General features: G+C 59.8%; 17 protein-coding genes, 4 tRNA genes and 1 riboswitch (1 of these 22 cut by a window edge). Of the genes, 17 read left to right on the top strand and 4 right to left on the bottom strand.

What is annotated here, in order from left to right; genetic code table 11:
* The first annotated feature begins 295 nt into the window (after positions 1-295).
* The 7 genes from BLU52_RS17960 (at position 296) to astE (ending at position 8,138) form a co-directional block, all read left to right on the top strand.
* Positions 296-1,516: an aspartate aminotransferase family protein gene (locus BLU52_RS17960; RefSeq protein ID WP_090285409.1), complete on the top strand. Its 1,221-nt coding sequence runs from the start codon at positions 296-298 to the stop codon at positions 1,514-1,516.
* A 202-nt stretch (positions 1,517-1,718) separates the two neighbouring features.
* Positions 1,719-2,738, top strand: a complete 1,020-nt coding sequence (gene aruF / locus BLU52_RS17955; RefSeq protein WP_090285407.1) for an arginine/ornithine succinyltransferase subunit alpha — start codon at positions 1,719-1,721, stop codon at positions 2,736-2,738.
* Between the two features lie 51 nt (positions 2,739-2,789).
* Positions 2,790-3,818: an arginine N-succinyltransferase gene (astA, locus tag BLU52_RS17950; RefSeq protein WP_090285405.1), complete on the top strand. Its 1,029-nt coding sequence runs from the start codon at positions 2,790-2,792 to the stop codon at positions 3,816-3,818.
* Positions 3,815-5,281, top strand: a complete 1,467-nt coding sequence (gene astD / locus BLU52_RS17945) for a succinylglutamate-semialdehyde dehydrogenase (RefSeq protein ID WP_090285403.1) — start codon at positions 3,815-3,817, stop codon at positions 5,279-5,281. Before astA ends, astD begins: the two co-directional genes overlap by 4 nt.
* Before the next feature lie 138 nt (positions 5,282-5,419).
* Entirely contained in the window at positions 5,420-6,766 is a 1,347-nt protein-coding gene (gene astB / locus BLU52_RS17940; protein WP_090285401.1) for an N-succinylarginine dihydrolase, read from the top strand.
* 58 nt (positions 6,767-6,824) lie between these two features.
* Entirely contained in the window at positions 6,825-7,115 is a 291-nt protein-coding gene (locus tag BLU52_RS17935; RefSeq protein ID WP_016773591.1) for a hypothetical protein, read from the top strand.
* Between the two features lie 12 nt (positions 7,116-7,127).
* Positions 7,128-8,138 (top strand): succinylglutamate desuccinylase, encoded by a 1,011-nt coding sequence (gene astE / locus BLU52_RS17930; RefSeq protein WP_090285399.1) that lies wholly within the window; start codon positions 7,128-7,130, stop codon positions 8,136-8,138.
* 132 nt (positions 8,139-8,270) lie between these two features.
* Here the strand turns inward: astE and BLU52_RS17925 are convergent, their stop codons facing one another.
* Entirely contained in the window at positions 8,271-8,780 is a 510-nt protein-coding gene (locus BLU52_RS17925) for a 6,7-dimethyl-8-ribityllumazine synthase (protein ID WP_090285397.1), read from the bottom strand.
* 101 nt (positions 8,781-8,881) lie between these two features.
* Positions 8,882-9,053: riboswitch (FMN riboswitch) on the bottom strand.
* 273 nt (positions 9,054-9,326) lie between these two features.
* Between BLU52_RS17925 and ltaE the strand changes: the two genes are divergently transcribed.
* The 8 genes from ltaE (at position 9,327) to BLU52_RS17885 (ending at position 15,434) form a co-directional block, all read left to right on the top strand.
* Positions 9,327-10,331, top strand: a complete 1,005-nt coding sequence (gene ltaE, locus BLU52_RS17920) for a low-specificity L-threonine aldolase (RefSeq protein WP_090285395.1) — start codon at positions 9,327-9,329, stop codon at positions 10,329-10,331.
* Between the two features lie 145 nt (positions 10,332-10,476).
* Positions 10,477-13,095: an alanine--tRNA ligase gene (gene alaS / locus BLU52_RS17915; protein ID WP_090285393.1), complete on the top strand. Its 2,619-nt coding sequence runs from the start codon at positions 10,477-10,479 to the stop codon at positions 13,093-13,095.
* A gap of 90 nt (positions 13,096-13,185) precedes the next feature.
* On the top strand, positions 13,186-14,427 hold the full coding sequence (locus BLU52_RS17910; RefSeq protein WP_090285391.1) for an aspartate kinase: 1,242 nt from the start codon (positions 13,186-13,188) through the stop codon (positions 14,425-14,427).
* A 185-nt stretch (positions 14,428-14,612) separates the two neighbouring features.
* Positions 14,613-14,801: a carbon storage regulator CsrA gene (gene csrA / locus BLU52_RS17905; RefSeq protein WP_002554426.1), complete on the top strand. Its 189-nt coding sequence runs from the start codon at positions 14,613-14,615 to the stop codon at positions 14,799-14,801.
* 62 nt (positions 14,802-14,863) lie between these two features.
* Positions 14,864-14,954, top strand: a tRNA-Ser gene (locus BLU52_RS17900).
* A 107-nt stretch (positions 14,955-15,061) separates the two neighbouring features.
* Positions 15,062-15,138: transfer RNA gene (locus tag BLU52_RS17895), tRNA-Arg, on the top strand.
* 71 nt (positions 15,139-15,209) lie between these two features.
* A tRNA-Arg gene (locus BLU52_RS17890) sits at positions 15,210-15,286 on the top strand.
* Positions 15,287-15,357: 71 nt separating this feature from the next.
* Positions 15,358-15,434 (top strand) — tRNA-Arg (locus BLU52_RS17885).
* A 19-nt stretch (positions 15,435-15,453) separates the two neighbouring features.
* Here BLU52_RS17885 and BLU52_RS17880 read toward each other — a convergent pair.
* Complete coding sequence (locus tag BLU52_RS17880; RefSeq protein ID WP_090285388.1) at positions 15,454-15,972, bottom strand: cell envelope protein SmpA; 519 nt, start codon at positions 15,970-15,972, stop codon at positions 15,454-15,456.
* 321 nt (positions 15,973-16,293) lie between these two features.
* Between BLU52_RS17880 and mgtE the strand changes: the two genes are divergently transcribed.
* On the top strand, positions 16,294-17,736 hold the full coding sequence (mgtE, locus tag BLU52_RS17875; RefSeq protein WP_090285386.1) for a magnesium transporter: 1,443 nt from the start codon (positions 16,294-16,296) through the stop codon (positions 17,734-17,736).
* Between the two features lie 113 nt (positions 17,737-17,849).
* Here mgtE and BLU52_RS17870 read toward each other — a convergent pair whose 3' ends face one another.
* Both BLU52_RS17870 and BLU52_RS26835 read right to left on the bottom strand, forming a co-directional pair.
* Entirely contained in the window at positions 17,850-18,176 is a 327-nt protein-coding gene (locus BLU52_RS17870; RefSeq protein ID WP_003178899.1) for an Arc family DNA-binding protein, read from the bottom strand.
* 117 nt (positions 18,177-18,293) lie between these two features.
* Complete coding sequence (locus BLU52_RS26835; protein ID WP_167359877.1) at positions 18,294-18,440, bottom strand: hypothetical protein; 147 nt, start codon at positions 18,438-18,440, stop codon at positions 18,294-18,296.
* A 123-nt stretch (positions 18,441-18,563) separates the two neighbouring features.
* Here BLU52_RS26835 and phnN point away from each other — a divergent pair, with 123 nt between their 5' ends.
* A protein-coding gene (gene phnN / locus BLU52_RS17860) for a phosphonate metabolism protein/1,5-bisphosphokinase (PRPP-forming) PhnN (protein ID WP_090285382.1) crosses the window boundary here: on the top strand, positions 18,564-18,595 show its start. Its footprint extends 538 nt past the window's final position; 32 of the gene's 570 nt are visible here — the first part of the coding sequence; the start codon lies at positions 18,564-18,566; its stop codon lies beyond the right edge, outside the window.

Below are 18,595 nucleotides of genomic sequence, written 5' to 3'. Positions count from 1 at the left end.
TTGGCGTCATTAAGAACCCCCAGCAAACCAGCAGGCCGCGCCCTGCGTGCGGTACATATTTATATCTCTGGCGCGGGGCTGACTTGCTATTCTGCGCGACCTGCCGCAAATCGGCCGCGCCCGGTAAACTGCGCCTTTGCGACGGTATATGTCGCATTGCCGTAAACCCGGGAAAATCCGGGGTTTGCGCTATAAGAAGTTGTCGCTTGGCGGCAAGGCCGGGCACAAAACTGTCCTTACAATCCCCTCAATCGCTCGCCAGTTTCCGGCGAGTGTTCCTTTTCAGGAGACTCCGATGTCCGTTGAGCACGCTGCGGTACAACGCGCCGATTTCGACCAGGTAATGGTTCCCAACTACGCGCCTGCCGCTTTCATTCCGGTGCGTGGCGCCGGTTCCCGTGTCTGGGATCAGGCCGGCCGCGAGCTGATCGACTTCGCCGGCGGGATTGCCGTCAACGTATTGGGCCACGCGCACCCGGCGCTGGTCGGTGCCTTGACCGAGCAGGCCAACAAGCTGTGGCATGTGTCCAACGTATTCACCAACGAGCCGGCGCTGCGCCTGGCGCACAAGCTGATCGACGCGACGTTCGCCGAACGCGCATTCTTCTGCAACTCCGGCGCTGAAGCCAACGAGGCCGCGTTCAAGCTGGCCCGTCGCGTCGCGTTCGACCGGTTCGGCAGCGAGAAGTACGAAATCATCGCCGCGCTGAACAGCTTCCACGGCCGTACCCTGTTCACCGTCAACGTCGGTGGTCAGTCGAAGTACTCCGACGGTTTCGGCCCGAAAATCACCGGTATCACCCATGTCCCTTACAACGACTTGGCGGCGCTGAAAGCTGCGGTGTCCGACAAGACCTGCGCGGTCGTGCTCGAACCGATTCAGGGCGAGGGCGGCGTACTGCCGGCCGAACTGGCTTACCTGCAAGGCGCCCGTGAATTGTGCGACGCGCACAACGCGCTGCTGGTATTCGACGAAGTGCAGACCGGCATGGGCCGCAGCGGCAAGCTGTTCGCCTACCAGCATTACGGCGTGACCCCGGACATTCTCACCAGCGCCAAGAGCCTGGGCGGCGGTTTCCCGATCGCGGCGATGCTGACGACCGAAGCGCTGGCCAAGCACCTGGTGGTCGGCACTCACGGCACCACTTACGGCGGCAACCCGCTGGCCTGTGCAGTGGCCGAAGCGGTGATCGATGTGGTCAACACGCCAGAAGTGTTGAGCGGTGTGAATGCCAAGCACGACAAGTTCAAGGCGCGCCTTGAGCAGATCGGCGAGAAATACGGCTTGTTCACCCAGGTGCGTGGCCTCGGTCTGCTGATCGGCTGCGTGCTCAACGACGCCTGGAAAGGCAAGGCCAAGGACATCTTCAACGCCGCTGAAAAAGAAGGCCTGATGATTCTCCAGGCCGGCCCGGACGTGATTCGTTTCGCCCCGAGCCTGGTGGTTGAAGACGCCGATATCGATGCTGGTCTGGACCGCTTCGAACGCGCTGCTGCTGCACTGACGCAAGCTTGATGGACCCATCGATGCCCGACGGTTCGGGCGTCGATCAAAATTTTGATACCGGGCGCGTTCAACTGTAGGAGTGAGCCTGCTCGCGATAGCGGTGTATCAGACACATCAATGTCGACTGATACACCGCTATCGCGAGCAGGCTCACTCCTACAAGGTCCGGTGTTCTTTCTGTGATTTTTTTAAAGAGAAAAGGAGTGACACCATGCTGGTGATGCGCCCCGCGCAAATGGCTGATCTGGGCGAGGTACAGCGTCTGGCTGCGGACAGCCCGATTGGTGTCACTTCCTTGCCGGATGACGTGGAACGTCTGAGCGACAAGATCGCCGCGAGCGAAGCGTCGTTTGCCGCCGAAGTGAGCTTCAACGGTGAGGAAAGCTATTTCTTCGTCCTCGAAGATTCCGCCACCGGCAAGCTGGTCGGTTGCTCGGCCATCGTCGCCTCGGCCGGTTATTCGGAGCCGTTCTACAGCTTCCGCAACGAGACCTTCGTCCACGCCTCGCGCGAACTGAAGATCCATAACAAGATCCACGTGCTCTCGCAGTGCCACGATTTGACCGGCAACAGCTTGCTGACCAGTTTCTACGTGCAGCGCGAACTGGTTGGATCGCCGTGGGCCGAGCTCAATTCCCGTGGTCGTCTGCTGTTCGTTGCCAGCCACCCGGAGCGTTTCGCCGATTCGGTGGTGACCGAGATTGTCGGTTACAGCGATGAAAACGGTGACTCGCCGTTCTGGGATGCCATCGGGCGCAACTTCTTCGACCTCAACTACGCCGAAGCCGAACGCCTGTGCGGGCTGAAAAGCCGCACGTTCCTCGCCGAGCTGATGCCGCATTATCCGATCTACGTGCCGTTGCTGCCGGACTCCGCGCAAGAAGCGATGGGCCAGGTGCACCCGCGGGCGCAGATCACCTTCGACATCCTGATGCGCGAAGGCTTCGAGACCGATCACTACATCGACATTTTCGACGGTGGACCGACCCTGCATGCGCGCGTTTCCGGGATCCGCTCGATCGCGCAGAGCCGTGTGGTGCCGGTGAAACTCGGCGAGCCGGTCAAAGGCGCCGGACGCCAGTATCTGGTGGCCAACGCGCAGTTGCAGGATTACCGCGCGGTGTTGCTCGAGCTGGATTACGCGCCGGGCAAACCGGTGACTCTGGATCTGGAAGCGGCCGAAGCCCTGGGCGTCGGTGAAGGCGCCAGCGTGCGCCTGGTGGCGGTTTAACGCCTTAGCGAGTTTCACGGGTGGCGCAAGCGGCCCGTTTGAGGAGATAGCATGATTGTTCGTCCCGTACGCAGCAGCGATTTACCCGCGCTGATCGATCTGGCCCGCAGCACCGGCACCGGCCTCACTACCTTGCCGGCCAACGAAGAACGTCTGGCCCACCGGGTCGGCTGGGCCGAAAAGACCTTTCGCGGCGAAGCCGGCCGTGGCGATGCGGACTACCTGTTCGTGCTCGAAGACGACAATGGCCGCGTGGTGGGGATTTCTGCCATCGCTGGCGCGGTCGGTCTGCGTGAGCCGTGGTACAACTTCCGCGTCGGCCTGACCGTCAGCGCCTCGCAGGAACTGAATATCTATCGCGAGATTCCGACGCTGTTCCTGGCCAACGACCTGACCGGCAATTCCGAGTTGTGCTCGCTGTTCCTGCACGCCGATTACCGCAGCGGTCTGAACGGCCGCATGCTGTCCAAGGCGCGCATGCTGTTCATCGCCGAGTTCCCGGAGCTGTTCGGCAACAAGATCATTGCCGAGATGCGCGGCGTGTCCGACGACGCCGGGCGCTCGCCGTTCTGGGAAAGCCTGGGCCGGCACTTCTTCAAGATGGAATTCAGCCAGGCTGATTACCTGACCGGCGTCGGCAACAAGGCGTTCATCGCCGAACTGATGCCGAAATTCCCGCTGTACACCTGCTTCCTGTCGCCGGATGCGCGCAACGTGATCGGCCAGGTCCACCCGGACACCGAGCCGGCGCTGGCGATGCTCAAGGGGGAAGGTTTCAGCTATCAGGGTTACGTCGATATCTTCGACGCCGGCCCGGCGATCGAATGCGAAACCGCCAAGATCCGCGCGGTGCGTGACAGCGAAGCGCTGGTGCTGGCCGTTGGCACGCCGGGCGACGACGCCACGCCGTTCATCATCCATAACCGCAAACGCGAAGACTGCCGCATCACCGCGGCGCCTGCGCGTCTGGCCGCCGGCACGCTGGTGGTTGACCCGCAGACCGCCAAACGTCTTCAACTCAGCGCCGGCGATCAGGTTCGCGCCGTGGCGTTGTCCGCTGCACGGGAGTCGAAACAATGAATTCGCTATACATCGCAGGTGAGTGGCTGGCCGGTCAGGGCGAAGCCTTTCAATCGTTGAACCCGGTCACCCAGCAGGTATTGTGGTCGGGCGAGGGCGCTACCGCCGCTCAGGTCGAATCCGCCGTGCAGGCCGCACGTCAGGCATTTCCGGGCTGGGCGCGTCGTTCGCTGGACGAACGCATCATTGTGCTCGAAGCGTTTGCCGCCGCGCTGAAGAACCATTCTGACGAACTGGCCCGCACCATTGGTGAGGAAACCGGCAAGCCGTTGTGGGAAGCCACGACCGAAGTCACCAGCATGGTCAACAAGATTGCCATCTCGGTGCAGAGCTACCGTGAGCGTACCGGCGAAAAGAGCGGCCCGCTGGGCGACGCCACCGCCGTGTTGCGCCACAAACCACACGGCGTGGTCGCGGTGTTCGGCCCGTACAACTTCCCCGGCCATTTGCCCAACGGGCATATCGTGCCGGCACTGCTGGCGGGCAACAGCGTGCTGTTCAAGCCGAGCGAGCTGACGCCAAAAGTCGCCGAGCTGACGGTCAAGTGCTGGATTGAAGCCGGTCTGCCGGCCGGTGTGTTGAACCTGCTGCAAGGCGCGCGGGAAACCGGCATTGCACTGGCGGCGAACCTGGGCATCGACGGTCTGTTCTTCACTGGTTCGAGCCGCACCGGCAACCATCTGCACCAGCAATTCGCCGGACGTCCGGACAAGATCCTGGCGCTGGAAATGGGCGGCAACAATCCGCTGGTGGTCGACGAGGTTGCCGATCTCGATGCTGCGGTTTACACGATCATTCAGTCGGCGTTCATCTCCGCCGGCCAGCGTTGCACCTGCGCGCGCCGTTTGCTGGTGCCGCAAGGCGCGTGGGGCGACAGCCTGCTCAAGCGTCTGGTCGAAGTCAGTGCGACCATCGAAGTCGGCGCGTTCGACCAGCAGCCAGCGCCGTTCATGGGCTCGGTGGTTTCCCTCGGCGCAGCGAAAGCGCTGATGGATGCTCAGGAACAATTGCTGGCCAACGGCGCAGTGTCGCTGCTGCAAATGACTCAGCCGCAAGCGCAGTCGGCATTGCTGACGCCGGGCATTGTCGACGTCACCGCGGTGGCTGAGCGCCCGGACGAAGAGCTGTTCGGGCCGTTGCTGCAAGTGATCCGCTATGCCGATTTTGAAGCCGCCATCGTCGAAGCCAACAACACCGCCTACGGTCTGGCTGCCGGCCTGCTGTCGGATTCCGAAGCGCGTTACCAGCAGTTCTGGCTGGAAAGCCGCGCCGGCATCGTCAACTGGAACAAACAACTGACCGGGGCCGCGAGCAGCGCGCCGTTCGGCGGCGTCGGCGCTTCGGGCAACCATCGCGCCAGCGCCTACTACGCCGCGGATTACTGCGCGTACCCGGTGGCGTCGCTGGAAACCCCGAGCCTGGTGTTGCCTGCTTCCCTGACACCCGGCGTGAAAATGGCGTAACGGCCATCGCGAGCAGGCTCACTCCTACATTTGGAACGCGTTTCCCTGTAGGAGTGAGCCTGCTCGCGATAGCTGCACCGCGGTCTGACTGAACAGTTACTGAAGCCTATAACAACAGATTCACGTGGAGCCTCGCTGATGAAATCCTACGAAGTCAATTTTGACGGTCTAGTGGGGCCGACCCATAACTACGGTGGTCTGTCCTACGGCAACGTTGCCTCTCAGAGCAACAGCCAGCAATCCTCGAGCCCGAAAGAAGCGGCGCTGCAAGGCTTGGCGAAAATGAAAGCGCTGATGGAAATGGGCTTTCAGCAGGGCGTACTGGCGCCGCAGGAGCGTCCGGACGTGGCCGCACTGCGCCGCCTGGGTTTCAGCGGCACTGACGCGCAAGTGATCGAGCGCGCCGCCAAAGAAGCCATGCCGCTGCTGGTCGCCAGTTGTTCGGCATCGAGCATGTGGGTGGCCAACGCCGCCACGGTCAGCCCGAGCGCAGACACCGCTGACGGCCGCGTGCATTTCACTGCCGCCAACCTCAACTGCAAATATCACCGCAGCATCGAACACCCGACCACCAGTCGCGTGCTCGGGGCGATGTTCGCCAATCAGCAGCACTTCGCCCATCACTCGGCATTGCCGGCGGTTGCGCAATTCGGTGACGAAGGCGCGGCCAACCACACGCGTTTCTGCCGTGAATATGGCGAGGCGGGCGTCGAGTTCTTCGTGTTCGGCCGCAGTGCGTTCGACAACCGTTACCCGGCGCCTCAAAAGTACCCGGCGCGGCAGACCCTCGAAGCCTCGCAGGCCGTGGCGCGTCTGCACGGTCTGCGTGAAGACGGCGTGGTCTACGCCCAGCAGAATCCCAACGTGATCGATCAGGGCGTGTTCCATAACGACGTGATCGCCGTGGGCAACGGTGAGGTGCTGTTCTATCACGAGGACGCGTTCCTCGAGACCGAACAGATGCTCGCTGAGCTGGAAAGCAAACTGGCCAGGGTCGGTGGCAAGTTCCAGTCGGTGTGTGTGCCGCGCTCGGCGGTCACCGTGGACGACGCGGTGCGCTCGTACCTGTTCAACAGCCAGTTACTGTCGCGCCCTGACGGTTCGATGCTGCTGATCGTGCCGCAAGAGTGCCAGGCCAACGAGCGCGTCTGGGCGTATCTGCAAAGCCTGACCAGCTCCGGCGGTCTGATACGCGAAGTGAAAGTCTTCGATCTCAAGCAGAGCATGCAGAACGGCGGCGGCCCGGCGTGCCTGCGCTTGCGCGTGGCGCTCAACGAAACGGAACTGGCGGCGGTTAACCCAGGGGTTATCATGACGCCACCGTTGTACGGTTCGTTGACCGCATGGGTTGAAAAGCACTACCGCGACCGCCTCAGCGAAAGCGATCTGGCGGACCCGCAGTTGTTGCTTGAATGCCGGACGGCACTGGATGAACTGACGCAAATCCTTAAACTGGGCGCGGTTTATCCCTTCCAGATCAATTGAACGCCGGCGCGCCGCTTGAACGCGGTGCGCGGTGTGTCACCCCAAGAGAGTAAAAAACATGAGCGATTCCCTGCAGCTGATCCTTGAAGACACCGACGGCACGCAACTGCAAACGTCGTGCACCCGCGTCGCGGTCATGTGGCAAGGCAAAGAGCTGTGGATCCAGCAGGACGGCCGCGGCCAGTTGCTGATCGGCGTTGACGTCGAGGAAGGTGACGAAGAGTACGCCAACCTGCTGTTGCGCCCATTGGCGACTAATCTGGTAAGTCTGCAACTGGAAATGGAACCGGCTGACCTCGGCGCTGACGAGGATCACGTACACGGCCCGGATTGCAACCACGACCACTAAGGAAACCGCTCTATGCTCGCCCTCGGCAAACTGCTTGAACTGACCCTCGCCGGCCGCGAACCGGCGGAGAAGACTCAACTGACTGTCGAAGGCGTGCGCATGCGCTGGTTGAGCGAAGGGGCGCTGGAAGTCCGGCCCCCGGAAGCGCGCGACAATGGCCTGGACCTGCTGCTGTCGGCGGGTATCCACGGTAACGAAACCGCACCGATCGAGTTGCTCGACCGGTTGCTGCACGACATCGCTCGCGGCGATCTGAAGCCGCGCGCACGCATTCTGTTCCTGTTCGGTAATCCCGAGGCGATGCGCAAGGGCGAGCGCTTCATCGAGCAGGACGTCAATCGGCTGTTCAACGGCCGGCATGAACAAAGCAGTGGCAGCGAAGCGTTGCGCGCCTGTGAGCTGGAGCGTCTGGCGGCGATTTTCTTCAGCAAACCCGAGCGCCAGCGTTTGCACTACGACCTGCACACGGCGATTCGCGGCTCGAAGATCGAGCAATTTGCGCTGTATCCATGGAAAGAGGGGCGCCAGCATTCGCGTCTTGAACTGGCGCGCCTGCGCGCCGCCGGGATGGAAGCCGTGCTGCTGCAGAACAAGCCGTCGATCGTGTTCAGCTCCTATACCTATGACAAGCTTGATGCCGAGGCTTTCACCCTGGAGCTGGGCAAGGCGCGGCCGTTCGGACAGAACGACGGCGTCAACGTGTCGCTGCTGGAAACTCGCTTGAAGCAAATCATCGAAGGCACCGAGCCGGAGATGGCGCAAGCGGGGCTGGACGGCTTGCAGCTGTTCAGTGTCGCCCGGGAAATCATCAAGCACAGCGATGCGTTCCGCCTGAACCTGCCGGCGGATATCGAGAACTTTTCAGAGTTGGACATGGGGTATGTGCTGGCCGAGGATCTGGCCAATACCCGCTGGGTCATCGAAGAGCCGGGCGCGCGGATCATTTTCCCCAACCCGAAGGTGAAGAACGGCCTGCGCGCCGGCATCCTGATCGTCCCGGCCACCGACGAAAACCTCGCCTGACGCAATTACAAGGTCGAAACAAAATCACTGTGGGAGCCAGCCTGCTGGCGATTGCAATGCATCAGTCACCCTGAATGGCGACTGATAAACCGCTATCGCCAGCAGGCTGGCTCCCACAGTTTTGGGTGGTGTTTAAACCGCTACCGCATGCGGCTCGGTACGGCGCAGTGCGCGAACTTTGCGCAGGGTATCGGCACATGTCCGCGCCGCTTCCTGACCCTTGTGCACAAAGTGCTCGTAGAAAAACTTCTGATGCTCTTCGCCAGAATGGAAGTGATGCGGCGTCAGCGACACCGAGAACACCGGCACTTCGGTTTCCAGTTGCACCTGCATCAGACCGCTGACGACTGTCTGGGCGACGAACTCATGACGGTAGATGCCGCCGTCCACCACCAGAGCTGCAGCGACGATGCCGGCATAACGACCGGTCTTGGCCAGCAGTTTGGCGTGCAGAGGCATTTCGAAGGCGCCGCCGACTTCGAAGAAATCGATGTCCGATTCCTGATAACCCTGAGCAAGCATTTCGGCGACGAAGCCTTTGCGGCTCTGGTCGACGATTTCCTTGTGCCAGCACGCCTGGATGAACGCGACGCGCTCGCCGTGCGGGTGTTTGTTTTTGCTGTCGATAGCGGTGGGTTGCATGTTCAGACTCCTGTTTGTGTGAAAAACAGGGCGTTATGAATCGAAAGGGATGCCAGGGTTCGCACACGCACGACAACACGCGGACGGCCCTGTGCTTTTGATCCCGTTCTCTCTTCATCCGGACTATGACCGTCGGCCCCGGAATCACACCGGGTCTGCTGACCTTGCCGCCGATCACCGCGATTGCCGTGTTCGTCGCCAAGCGCTCGCGGGCTATGCGCATTGCGCGCAATTACCGCCGGTGGGGAATTGCACCCCGCCCTGAGAACGTTTGTCCCGCCCCTTCGGGCGGCGGCAAGTTTGTAACACATATTTTCCAGCCGTGCACCGACCCTGTGGGAGCGAGCCTGCTCGCGAAAGCGGTTTCACATCCAACGTAGATGTTGACTGTTACTCCGCTTTCGCGAGCAGGCTCGCTCCCACATGGGTTATGCCTTCTCAACGAAAACCTGAATTTTCTTGGCGCAAGGCTTGATTAATCCGCGCCATGACCGCAGTAATCCCACTTCACAAAGGGATTTCCCCTGCTGACCAGAGGCCAGGTTCATGAGCGTTATTGATCTTCGCAGCGACACCGTCACCCAACCGACTCCCGCCATGCTCGACGCCATGCTGGCGGCGGACACCGGTGACGACGTGTACGGCGAAGACCCGACGGTCAACCGTCTGGAAGCCGAGCTGGCCAGTCGCCTCGGTTTTGCAGCCGCGCTGTTCGTGCCGACCGGGACCATGAGCAACCTGCTCGGGTTGATGGCGCACTGCGAACGCGGCGACGAATACATCGTCGGCCAGCAGGCGCACACCTACAAATACGAAGGCGGTGGCGCGGCGGTGCTCGGATCGATCCAGCCGCAGCCGCTGGAAGTGCAGGCCGACGGTTCGCTTGATCTCGAGCAAGTCGCGGCGGCGATCAAGCCGGACGACTTTCACTTCGCCCGCACCCGCTTGCTGGCGCTGGAAAACACCATGCAGGGCAAGGTGCTGCCGCTGGAATATCTGGCCCGGGCGCGACGCTTCACTCAGCAGCACGGCCTGCAGTTGCACCTTGACGGCGCGCGCCTTTACAACGCGGCGGTCAAACTGGGTGTCGATGCGCGGGAGATCACCCAGTATTTCGATTCGGTCTCGGTGTGCCTGTCCAAAGGCCTCGGCGCACCGGTCGGCTCGGTGTTGTGCGGCTCTGAACAACTGATCGGCAAGGCCCGACGCTTGCGCAAAATGGTCGGCGGCGGCATGCGTCAGGCAGGCGTACTGGCAGCGGCGGGGCTGTACGCGCTGGATCACCACGTTGGACGGCTGGCCGACGACCACGCCAACGCACAATTGCTGGCCGATGGTCTGCGCGAAGCCGGTTTCGTCGTCGAGCCCGTGCAAACCAACATGGTTTATGTGCAAATGGGCGACAGGGCCGAGGCGCTCAAGGCCTTCGCGGCCGAGCGCGGGATCAAGCTCAGCGCTGCAGCGCGTCTGCGCATGGTCACGCACATGGATGTCAACCGCGCGCAAATCGAGCAAGTGATCGCGACATTCGTCGAGTTTTCACGCCAGTGACAGCGTTAGCCGTCCAATTGACCGTTTCTATCGTATAAACACGCTGTACCCCGCGCGCAGGGCCGATATAATGCGGCCCTTTGCCGTCGCTTCGTCTCTGACGTTTCGAACAGGCCTTTGGCCGCAGCCTCCGTGGAAGAACCTAATGAAAAGCGCAGAAATCCGTGAAGCCTTCCTTCGCTTCTTCGAAGAGCAAGGCCACACCCGTGTAGCCTCCAGCTCTTTGATTCCGGGCAACGACCCAACCCTGCTGTTCACCAACGCGGGGATGAACCAGTTCAAGGACTGCTTCCTGGGCCAGGAAAAACGTGCCTACACCCGTGCGACCAGCAGCCAGAAGTGCGTGCGCGCCGGTGGCAAGAACAGTGACCTGGAGAACGTCGGTTATACCGCCCGTCACCACACGTTCTTCGAAATGCTCGGTAACTTCAGCTTCGGCGATTATTTCAAGCACGACGCGATCACCTTCGCCTGGACCTTCCTGACCGGCGTACTGAAGCTGCCGAAGGAAAAACTCTGGGTCACCGTCTACGCCACCGACGACGAAGCGTATGACATCTGGACGCAGACAATCGGCGTGCCGGCCGAGCGCATGATCCGCATCGGCGACAACAAAGGCGCACCGTACGCGTCCGACAACTTCTGGACCATGGGTGACACCGGCCCGTGCGGCCCGTGCACCGAGATTTTCTACGATCACGGCGAGCACATCTGGGGTGGCCCGCCGGGCTCGCCGGAAGAAGATGGCGACCGTTACATCGAAATCTGGAACAACGTGTTCATGCAATTCAACCGCACCGCCGACGGCGTGTTGCATCCGTTGCCAGCGCCGTCGGTCGACACCGGCATGGGCCTGGAGCGGATCAGTGCGGTGATGCAGCACGTCAACTCCAACTACGACATCGACCTGTTCAAGAACCTGCTGAAGGCTTCGGCTGAAGCGATCGGTTGCGAGAACGGTGATCAGTCATCGCTGAAAGTCGTGTCCGACCACATCCGTTCCTGCGGCTTCCTGATTGCCGATGGCGTGCTGCCGTCCAACGAGGGCCGTGGTTACGTGCTGCGCCGGATCATTCGTCGCGCCTGCCGTCACGGCAACAAGCTCGGCGCCACCGGCAGCTTCTTCTACAAGATCGTCGCGGCGCTGGTGGCCGAGATGGGCGAAGCGTTCCCGGAACTGAAGAAACAGCAAAGCAATATCGAGCGCGTGCTCAAGGCTGAAGAAGAGCAGTTCTCCAAGACGCTGGAGCACGGCCTGAAGATTCTCGAGCAGGATCTGGCCGAGCTCAAAGGCACCGTGGTGCCGGGCGACGTGGTGTTCAAGCTCTACGACACCTACGGTTTCCCGATGGACCTGACCGCTGACATCGCCCGCGAACGCGGCCTGACTGTCGATGAAGTCGGTTTCGAGCGTGAAATGGAAGCCCAGCGCGTGCGTGCGCGTTCCGCCAGCTCGTTCGGTCTGGACTACAACACGCTGGTCAAGGTTGACGTCGCCACCGAATTCACCGGTTACGCCGCCACCAGCGGTTCGGCGAAAATCGTGGCTATCTATAAGGACGGCCAGTCGGTCGACGTGCTGAGCGAAGGCGAAGAGGCGGTGATCGTCCTCAACCAGACGCCGTTCTACGCTGAATCCGGTGGCCAGATCGGTGACTGCGGTTTCATTCAGGCCGGTAACAGCCGTTTCGACGTGCGCGACACCACCAAGACCGGCGGCGCGTTCCTGCACCACGGTGTGCTGGCGTCCGGCAGCCTGATCATCGGCGCTCCGGTGGAAACCCACGTTGATGCCGAAGTGCGTCATGCCACCGCGCTGAACCACTCGGCCACCCACTTGCTGCACGCAGCATTGCGCCAAGTGCTGGGCGATCATGTTCAGCAGAAAGGTTCGTTGGTCGACAGTCAGCGCCTGCGTTTCGACTTCAGCCACTTCGAAGCGATCAAGCCTGCACAGATCAAGCAGCTGGAAGATATCGTCAACGCCGAGATCCGCAAGAACTCTGCGGTTGAAACCGAAGAGACCGACATCGAAACCGCGAAGAACAAAGGCGCCATGGCGCTGTTCGGCGAAAAATACGGTGACAGCGTGCGCGTGCTGAGCATGGGCGGCGATTTCTCCGTCGAACTGTGCGGCGGGATCCACGCCAACCGTACCGGCGACATCGGCCTGCTGAAGATCATCAGCGAAGGCGGTGTGGCTTCGGGCGTGCGTCGTATCGAAGCCGTTACCGGTGCTGCGGCGCTGGCGTACCTCAACGCTGCCGAAGAACAACTCAAGGAAGCGGCCAGCCTCGTCAAGGGCAGCCGTGACAATCTGATCGACAAGCTGTCGGCTGTGCTCGAGCGCAACCGCCTGCTGGAAAAGCAACTCGAGCAGTTGCAGGCCAAGGCAGCCAGTGCGGCGGGCGACGATCTGTCGGCCTCGGCAGTGGACGTCAAGGACGTGAAGGTTCTGGCCGCGCGTCTGGACGGTCAGGACGGCAAGGCGCTGCTGGCGCTGGTCGATCAGCTGAAAAACAAACTCGGCCGCGCAGTGATCCTGCTCGGCGGTGTCCATGAGGAAAAGGTCGTACTGGTTGCAGGCGTAACCAAGGACCTGACTGGCCAACTCAAAGCCGGTGATTTGATGAAGCAGGCTGCTGCGGCAGTGGGCGGGAAGGGCGGTGGTCGTCCGGACATGGCGCAGGGCGGCGGTGTCGACGCCGGCGCGCTGGATGGCGCACTGGCGCTGACCGTTCCATTCGTCGAGCAGGGTTTATAAGACGGTTCGCCCGGCTCGCAGTCTAGTGGCGCGCCGGGCGGCTGTTCGATTGATTATTGGGCGCCCTTCATGGGCAGAGGCGGCTTTGAAATGGCTTTGATCGTACAGAAATTTGGAGGCACCTCGGTCGGTACTGTCGAGAGAATCGAGCAGGTCGCCGACAAGGTTAAGAAATTCCGTGATGCCGGCAATGACCTGGTGGTCGTTCTGTCGGCAATGAGCGGCGAAACCAACCGTCTGATCGATCTGGCCAAGCAAATCAGTGGCGAGACGCAACCGGTTCCGCGTGAACTGGACGTGATCGTTTCCACCGGTGAGCAGGTGACGATTGCCCTGTTGGCCATGGCGCTGATCAAGCGCGGTGTGCCAGCGGTGTCGTACACCGGTAATCAGGTGCGGATCCTGACAGACAGTGCGCACAATAAAGCGCGTATCTTGCAGATTGATGACCAGAAGATTCGTGGCGATCTGAAAGCCGGTCGCGTGGTTGTGGTCGCGGGTTTCCAGGGCGTTGACGAGCACGGCAACATCACCACCCTCGGGCGTGGCGGTTCCGATACCACTGGCGTGGCCCTTGCAGCTGCGCTGAAGGCTGACGAGTGCCAGATCTACACCGACGTTGATGGCGTTTACACCACCGACCCGCGTGTTGTTCCGGTTGCACAGCGTCTGGACAAGATCACCTTCGAAGAGATGCTGGAAATGGCCAGCCTCGGTTCCAAGGTGTTGCAGATCCGTGCAGTCGAATTCGCTGGCAAGTACAACGTTCCGCTGCGCGTACTGCACAGCTTCAAGGAGGGTCCGGGCACCCTCATTACTATCGATGAAGAGGAAACCATGGAACAGCCGATCATTTCCGGCATCGCTTTCAACCGCGATGAAGCCAAGCTGACCATCCGTGGCGTGCCAGACACCCCGGGTGTGGCGTTCAAGATTCTCGGCCCGATCAGTGCCGCGAACATCGAAGTCGACATGATCGTGCAGAACGTTGCGCACGATAACACCACCGACTTCACCTTCACCGTGCACCGCAACGACTATCAGGCCGCACAGACCGTGCTGGAAAACACCGCTCGCGAGATCGGTGCCCGTGAAGTGGTTGGCGATACCAAGATTGCCAAGGTCTCGATCGTCGGCGTCGGCATGCGTTCCCACGCGGGCGTTGCCAGCCGCATGTTCGAATCGCTGGCCAAGGAAAGCATCAACATCCAGATGATCTCGACGTCGGAAATCAAGGTTTCCGTGGTGATCGAAGAGAAGTACCTGGAACTGGCTGTGCGCGCCCTGCACACGGCTTTCGAACTGGATGCTCCGGCCCGCCAGGGCGAGTAATTCCGTTTCTTGAAGGGCGCGGTCTGACCGCGCCCTTTATTTTTGAATGGCGCGAGCCCTGAACTGTTCTTTTGCTCGTGCTGGTCAATACTCAGGCATGTAGGGCTACGATCGCTTCGGTTGTAGGTCGGGTGCCTTTTTTTTGCAGACTGTTGTCCCTGAAAGAATTGCGTGAGGAGAAAGGTATGCTGATTTTGACTCGTCGGTGCGCAGAAAGCCTGATTATCGGTGATGGCGAAATCACTGTGACCGTGCTTGGCGTTAAAGGAAACCAGGTGCGCATCGGCGTCAACGCGCCGAAAGAGGTTGCCGTGCACCGTGAGGAAATTTACCTGCGTATAAAGAAAGAGAAGGACGAAGAACCAAGCCATTAATTTTTATCGATTTTTATGTTTGCAAACGGGGAAAAGGTTGGTTAAGATACGCCCCGTGTTGCGGAGAGCTGGCCGAGTGGCCGAAGGCGCTCCCCTGCTAAGGGAGTACACCTCACAAGGGTGTCGGGGGTTCGAATCCCCCGTTCTCCGCCATTATTTGCTTAGTACGTTGTAATCTGGCTTTTTCGGTAAGTGTTTGAATTTACTAGAAAAAGTGGTTGGAATAGAGATTAGACGGGCTATAATGCGGCGCAACAAATGCACTCGTAGCTCAGCTGGATAGAGTACTCGGCTACGAACCGAGCGGTCACAGGTTCGAATCCTGTCGAGTGCACCATTTAAGAGTTAGTTGCAGCGATGCAGGTAACTCGGCTTCAACCAGATGTGAGCTGGTCTAAAAACACAAATGCACTCGTAGCTCAGCTGGATAGAGTACTCGGCTACGAACCGAGCGGTCACAGGTTCGAATCCTGTCGAGTGCACCATTTAAGAGTTAGTTGCAGTGATGCAGGTAGCTTGGCTTCATCCAGTTGTGGTCTGGGCTAAAAACACAAATGCACTCGTAGCTCAGCTGGATAGAGTACTCGGCTACGAACCGAGCGGTCACAGGTTCGAATCCTGTCGAGTGCACCATATACCAAAAAGCCCGCGTTTAACGCGGGCTTTTTGCTGTCCGGGATTTGGCTTTTGCCTTCACGCATCCTCTCTCGTCAAAATCGATCTGAGCACTGCGGTCTCGCTTGAGGTCGTAACTGTAGCGGGTGGTCGATGTTCTGATACTCACCTTGTGTGGTTTGCCCAGCGCGCTTTCGACGTCCTGTTGGCTCATGCCGGCGATGACGCGCCGATTGATGATCGCTTCTCGCCGCTGTCGGTTATCGATCAGATTTCCGCAGTTGTCTTCCGCATGACCAATCACGGCCGGTTCGCGCCTCATGGCCTTCAGTTCGGTCATGCGTTCGTGGTCGTGCTCGGGCATTACGGCAACCGATCCAGGCGAGTAGGGGTGTACTTCTTGTGTCGATCGCTGCTCTCCCTGCGCACAGCTCATTGAAGTGAACGTGACGCTGCCGTCGCTGGCCTCGCAACGATGAAGCGAAACAGGCGCTGCGCTGGATGGCAGGCAAAGCAGGCAGGCGGGTAGCAGAAAAACATAGGGTTTGAACAGCATTCGATGTCCTCCATGACAATCTGCCTTCAAGCGTAGCCGCTACATTTTCTGCCGCCGGTGTGTTTTCTTTTCAGAATGAGTCGTCGCATTTGCAGGGTTCAGGACGGCGCTCAGAATTGTTTCGCAAGCGCTTGTTTCGGCCGTGATTTTTTAACGTTTTAAACCGTCAAGCGGTGTATCATTGCGCCCGTCAGCCCCGCCGGGGCTTATGGAAAAATTCCATGGACTTACCCAGTAGTTACTCAGTACCCCGTTTCACCAATCACGAATTGACTGATTGATCCTTCCGGCGTGCCCCGCTGCTGGGAGTGGAGTTCGCCTATGTCTGAAATCGAAGTAAAGAAAACTCAAGAAAGCCTGCAGGATCGCCTGGCTCAGGTGGTCGAACTGCTGCAGCGCCAGCGCGTCGTCGAGGACCTGACTCATCGTCAGGAAGGTCCGCATCACGACCGCGTCGAAAACCTGGTCCACCGGCAAAACCTCGTCGAACTGCAACGCAAGCTCGATGATCTGCACTCTGCCGACGTCGCCTATATTCTCGAAGCCCTGCCGCTGGACGATCGTCTGACGCTCTGGCAATTGGTCAAGGCTGACCGCGACGGCGATATTCTGCTCGAAGTATCCGATTCCGTTCGTGAAACGCTGATCGCCGACATGGACGATCACGAACTGCTCGCGGCTGCCAAGGACATGGACGCCGACGAACTCGCTGACCTGGCTTCCGAGCTGCCGCGAGACGTCGTCCATGAATTGATGGAGAGCCTCGACAATCAGCAGCGTGAGCGCGTGCGTTCGGCCCTCTCCTACGACGAGGACCAGGTCGGTGCATTGATGGACTTCGAGATGGTGACCATCCGTGAGGATGTCAGTCTCGAAGTGGTACTGCGTTATCTGCGTCGCCTGAAAGAACTCCCCGGCCATACCGACAAACTGTTCGTGGTCGATTACGACGGTGTGCTCAAGGGTGTGCTGCCGATCAAGCGTCTGCTGGTCAATGATCCGGAAAAACAGGTCGCCGAAGTCATGGCCAGCGATCCGGTAAGCTTCCACCCGGACGAAGACGCCTACGATGCGGCGCAGGCGTTCGAGCGTTACGACTTGATCTCGGCGCCGGTGGTCGACAAGAACGGCAAGCTGATCGGCCGTCTGACCATTGACGAGATGGTCGACCTGATCCGTGAAGAGAGCGAAAGCGAAGTGCTCAACATGGCGGGTCTGCGCGAAGAGGAAGATATTTTCGCTTCCGTCTGGAAGTCGCTGCGCAACCGTTGGGCATGGCTGGCCGTCAACCTGATCACGGCGTTTGTCGCATCGCGTGTGATTGGTCTGTTCGAAGGATCGATCGAGAAGCTGGTGGCACTCGCTGCATTGATGCCGATCGTCGCCGGTATCGGTGGCAACTCCGGTAATCAGACGATCACCATGATCGTACGCGCCATGGCGCTTGATCAGGTCAGCACCGGTAATACGTCGCGGCTGATGCGCAAGGAGCTTGCGGTAGGTCTGATCAATGGCCTGGTGTGGGGTGGGGTAATCGGTGTAGTGGCCTATCTGCTATACGGCAGTTGGTCACTAGGCGTGGTAATGACTGCCGCGATGACACTTAACCTGTTATTGGCTGCGTTGATGGGGGTATTGATTCCGATGACGCTGGCTAAGATGGGCCGGGATCCGGCGATGGGCGCCAGTGTGATGATCACTGCCATGACCGACAGCGGTGGCTTCTTCATCTTTCTGGGGTTGGCGACGATCTTCCTGCTCTAACTGATCACGCTGAAACAACCCGCCGGTCTGGCGGGTTTTTTTTGCCCTGTAAAACGCGAATTTCGGGCAAAAAAAAGCCAGCAATCACGCTGGCTTGAGGTGTTCGTTGTTACTCAGGACGCGTCTGCGGCCATTTCTGCATCGTGTGCAATCAGCGAAACCAGTGCGTTCTGCTGACGGTGCGACAACTGACGGAAGCGTTGCAACAGCTCGCGCTCGTGCAACGACAGCTCCGGGCTGTCCAGGCGCATGCTCAGCTCTTCGCCCAGTGCGCCTTCCTGAATAAGGCTCTGCTCAAGGCGCGCAATGATCTCGGAGTTCATGCTGCGATGATGATTGCGAGCCACCTCGGCAATGCGTTCACGCATTCCGTCTGGCAGACGTACGACGAACTTGTCAGCCGTACGGCTGGAATAAATTGCCTGTTTCAATGGGCGCATATATTTAACCGGTTAGTTCAGGGGAGCGGTTCTCGGGATTGGCCGCAGGATGTGTGGTAGGACAAGCATCCGCGCCAAATGGTTCAACCTGAATTGTTAAGAGGCCGGCATCATGCCTCAAAATTGCCAGATCATTGGCGTCAATTCTGTGACAAATATTGAGCCGGGTAAAGGCGTAATGCCAGCACCAATCATCAGAAATGCGGACTGGTTGGAAATCTTTGCCTGTGTCCCGTGCTCTGCCTGGGTGTCATTGGCTTCCACGGATGCTCTTAGGTGCCATAAGGTGCATGCTAAGCAGCTGCGCATCGTTGTTACTGACCTTTACAGGATAGTGGCAAATTGCCGATTTACTAGTGGCGGGCATCCGTAGAGGGCGTTTAAGGGATGGATGGCAAGCTTATTTATTTGATGGGCCC

Origin of the sequence: Pseudomonas granadensis, from assembly GCF_900105485.1 — a bacterium.
Taxonomy (GTDB): domain Bacteria; phylum Pseudomonadota; class Gammaproteobacteria; order Pseudomonadales; family Pseudomonadaceae; genus Aquipseudomonas; species Aquipseudomonas granadensis.
The sequence above is the reverse complement of the archived record's forward strand: the minus strand, read 5'-3'. Positions and strand labels throughout refer to the sequence as shown.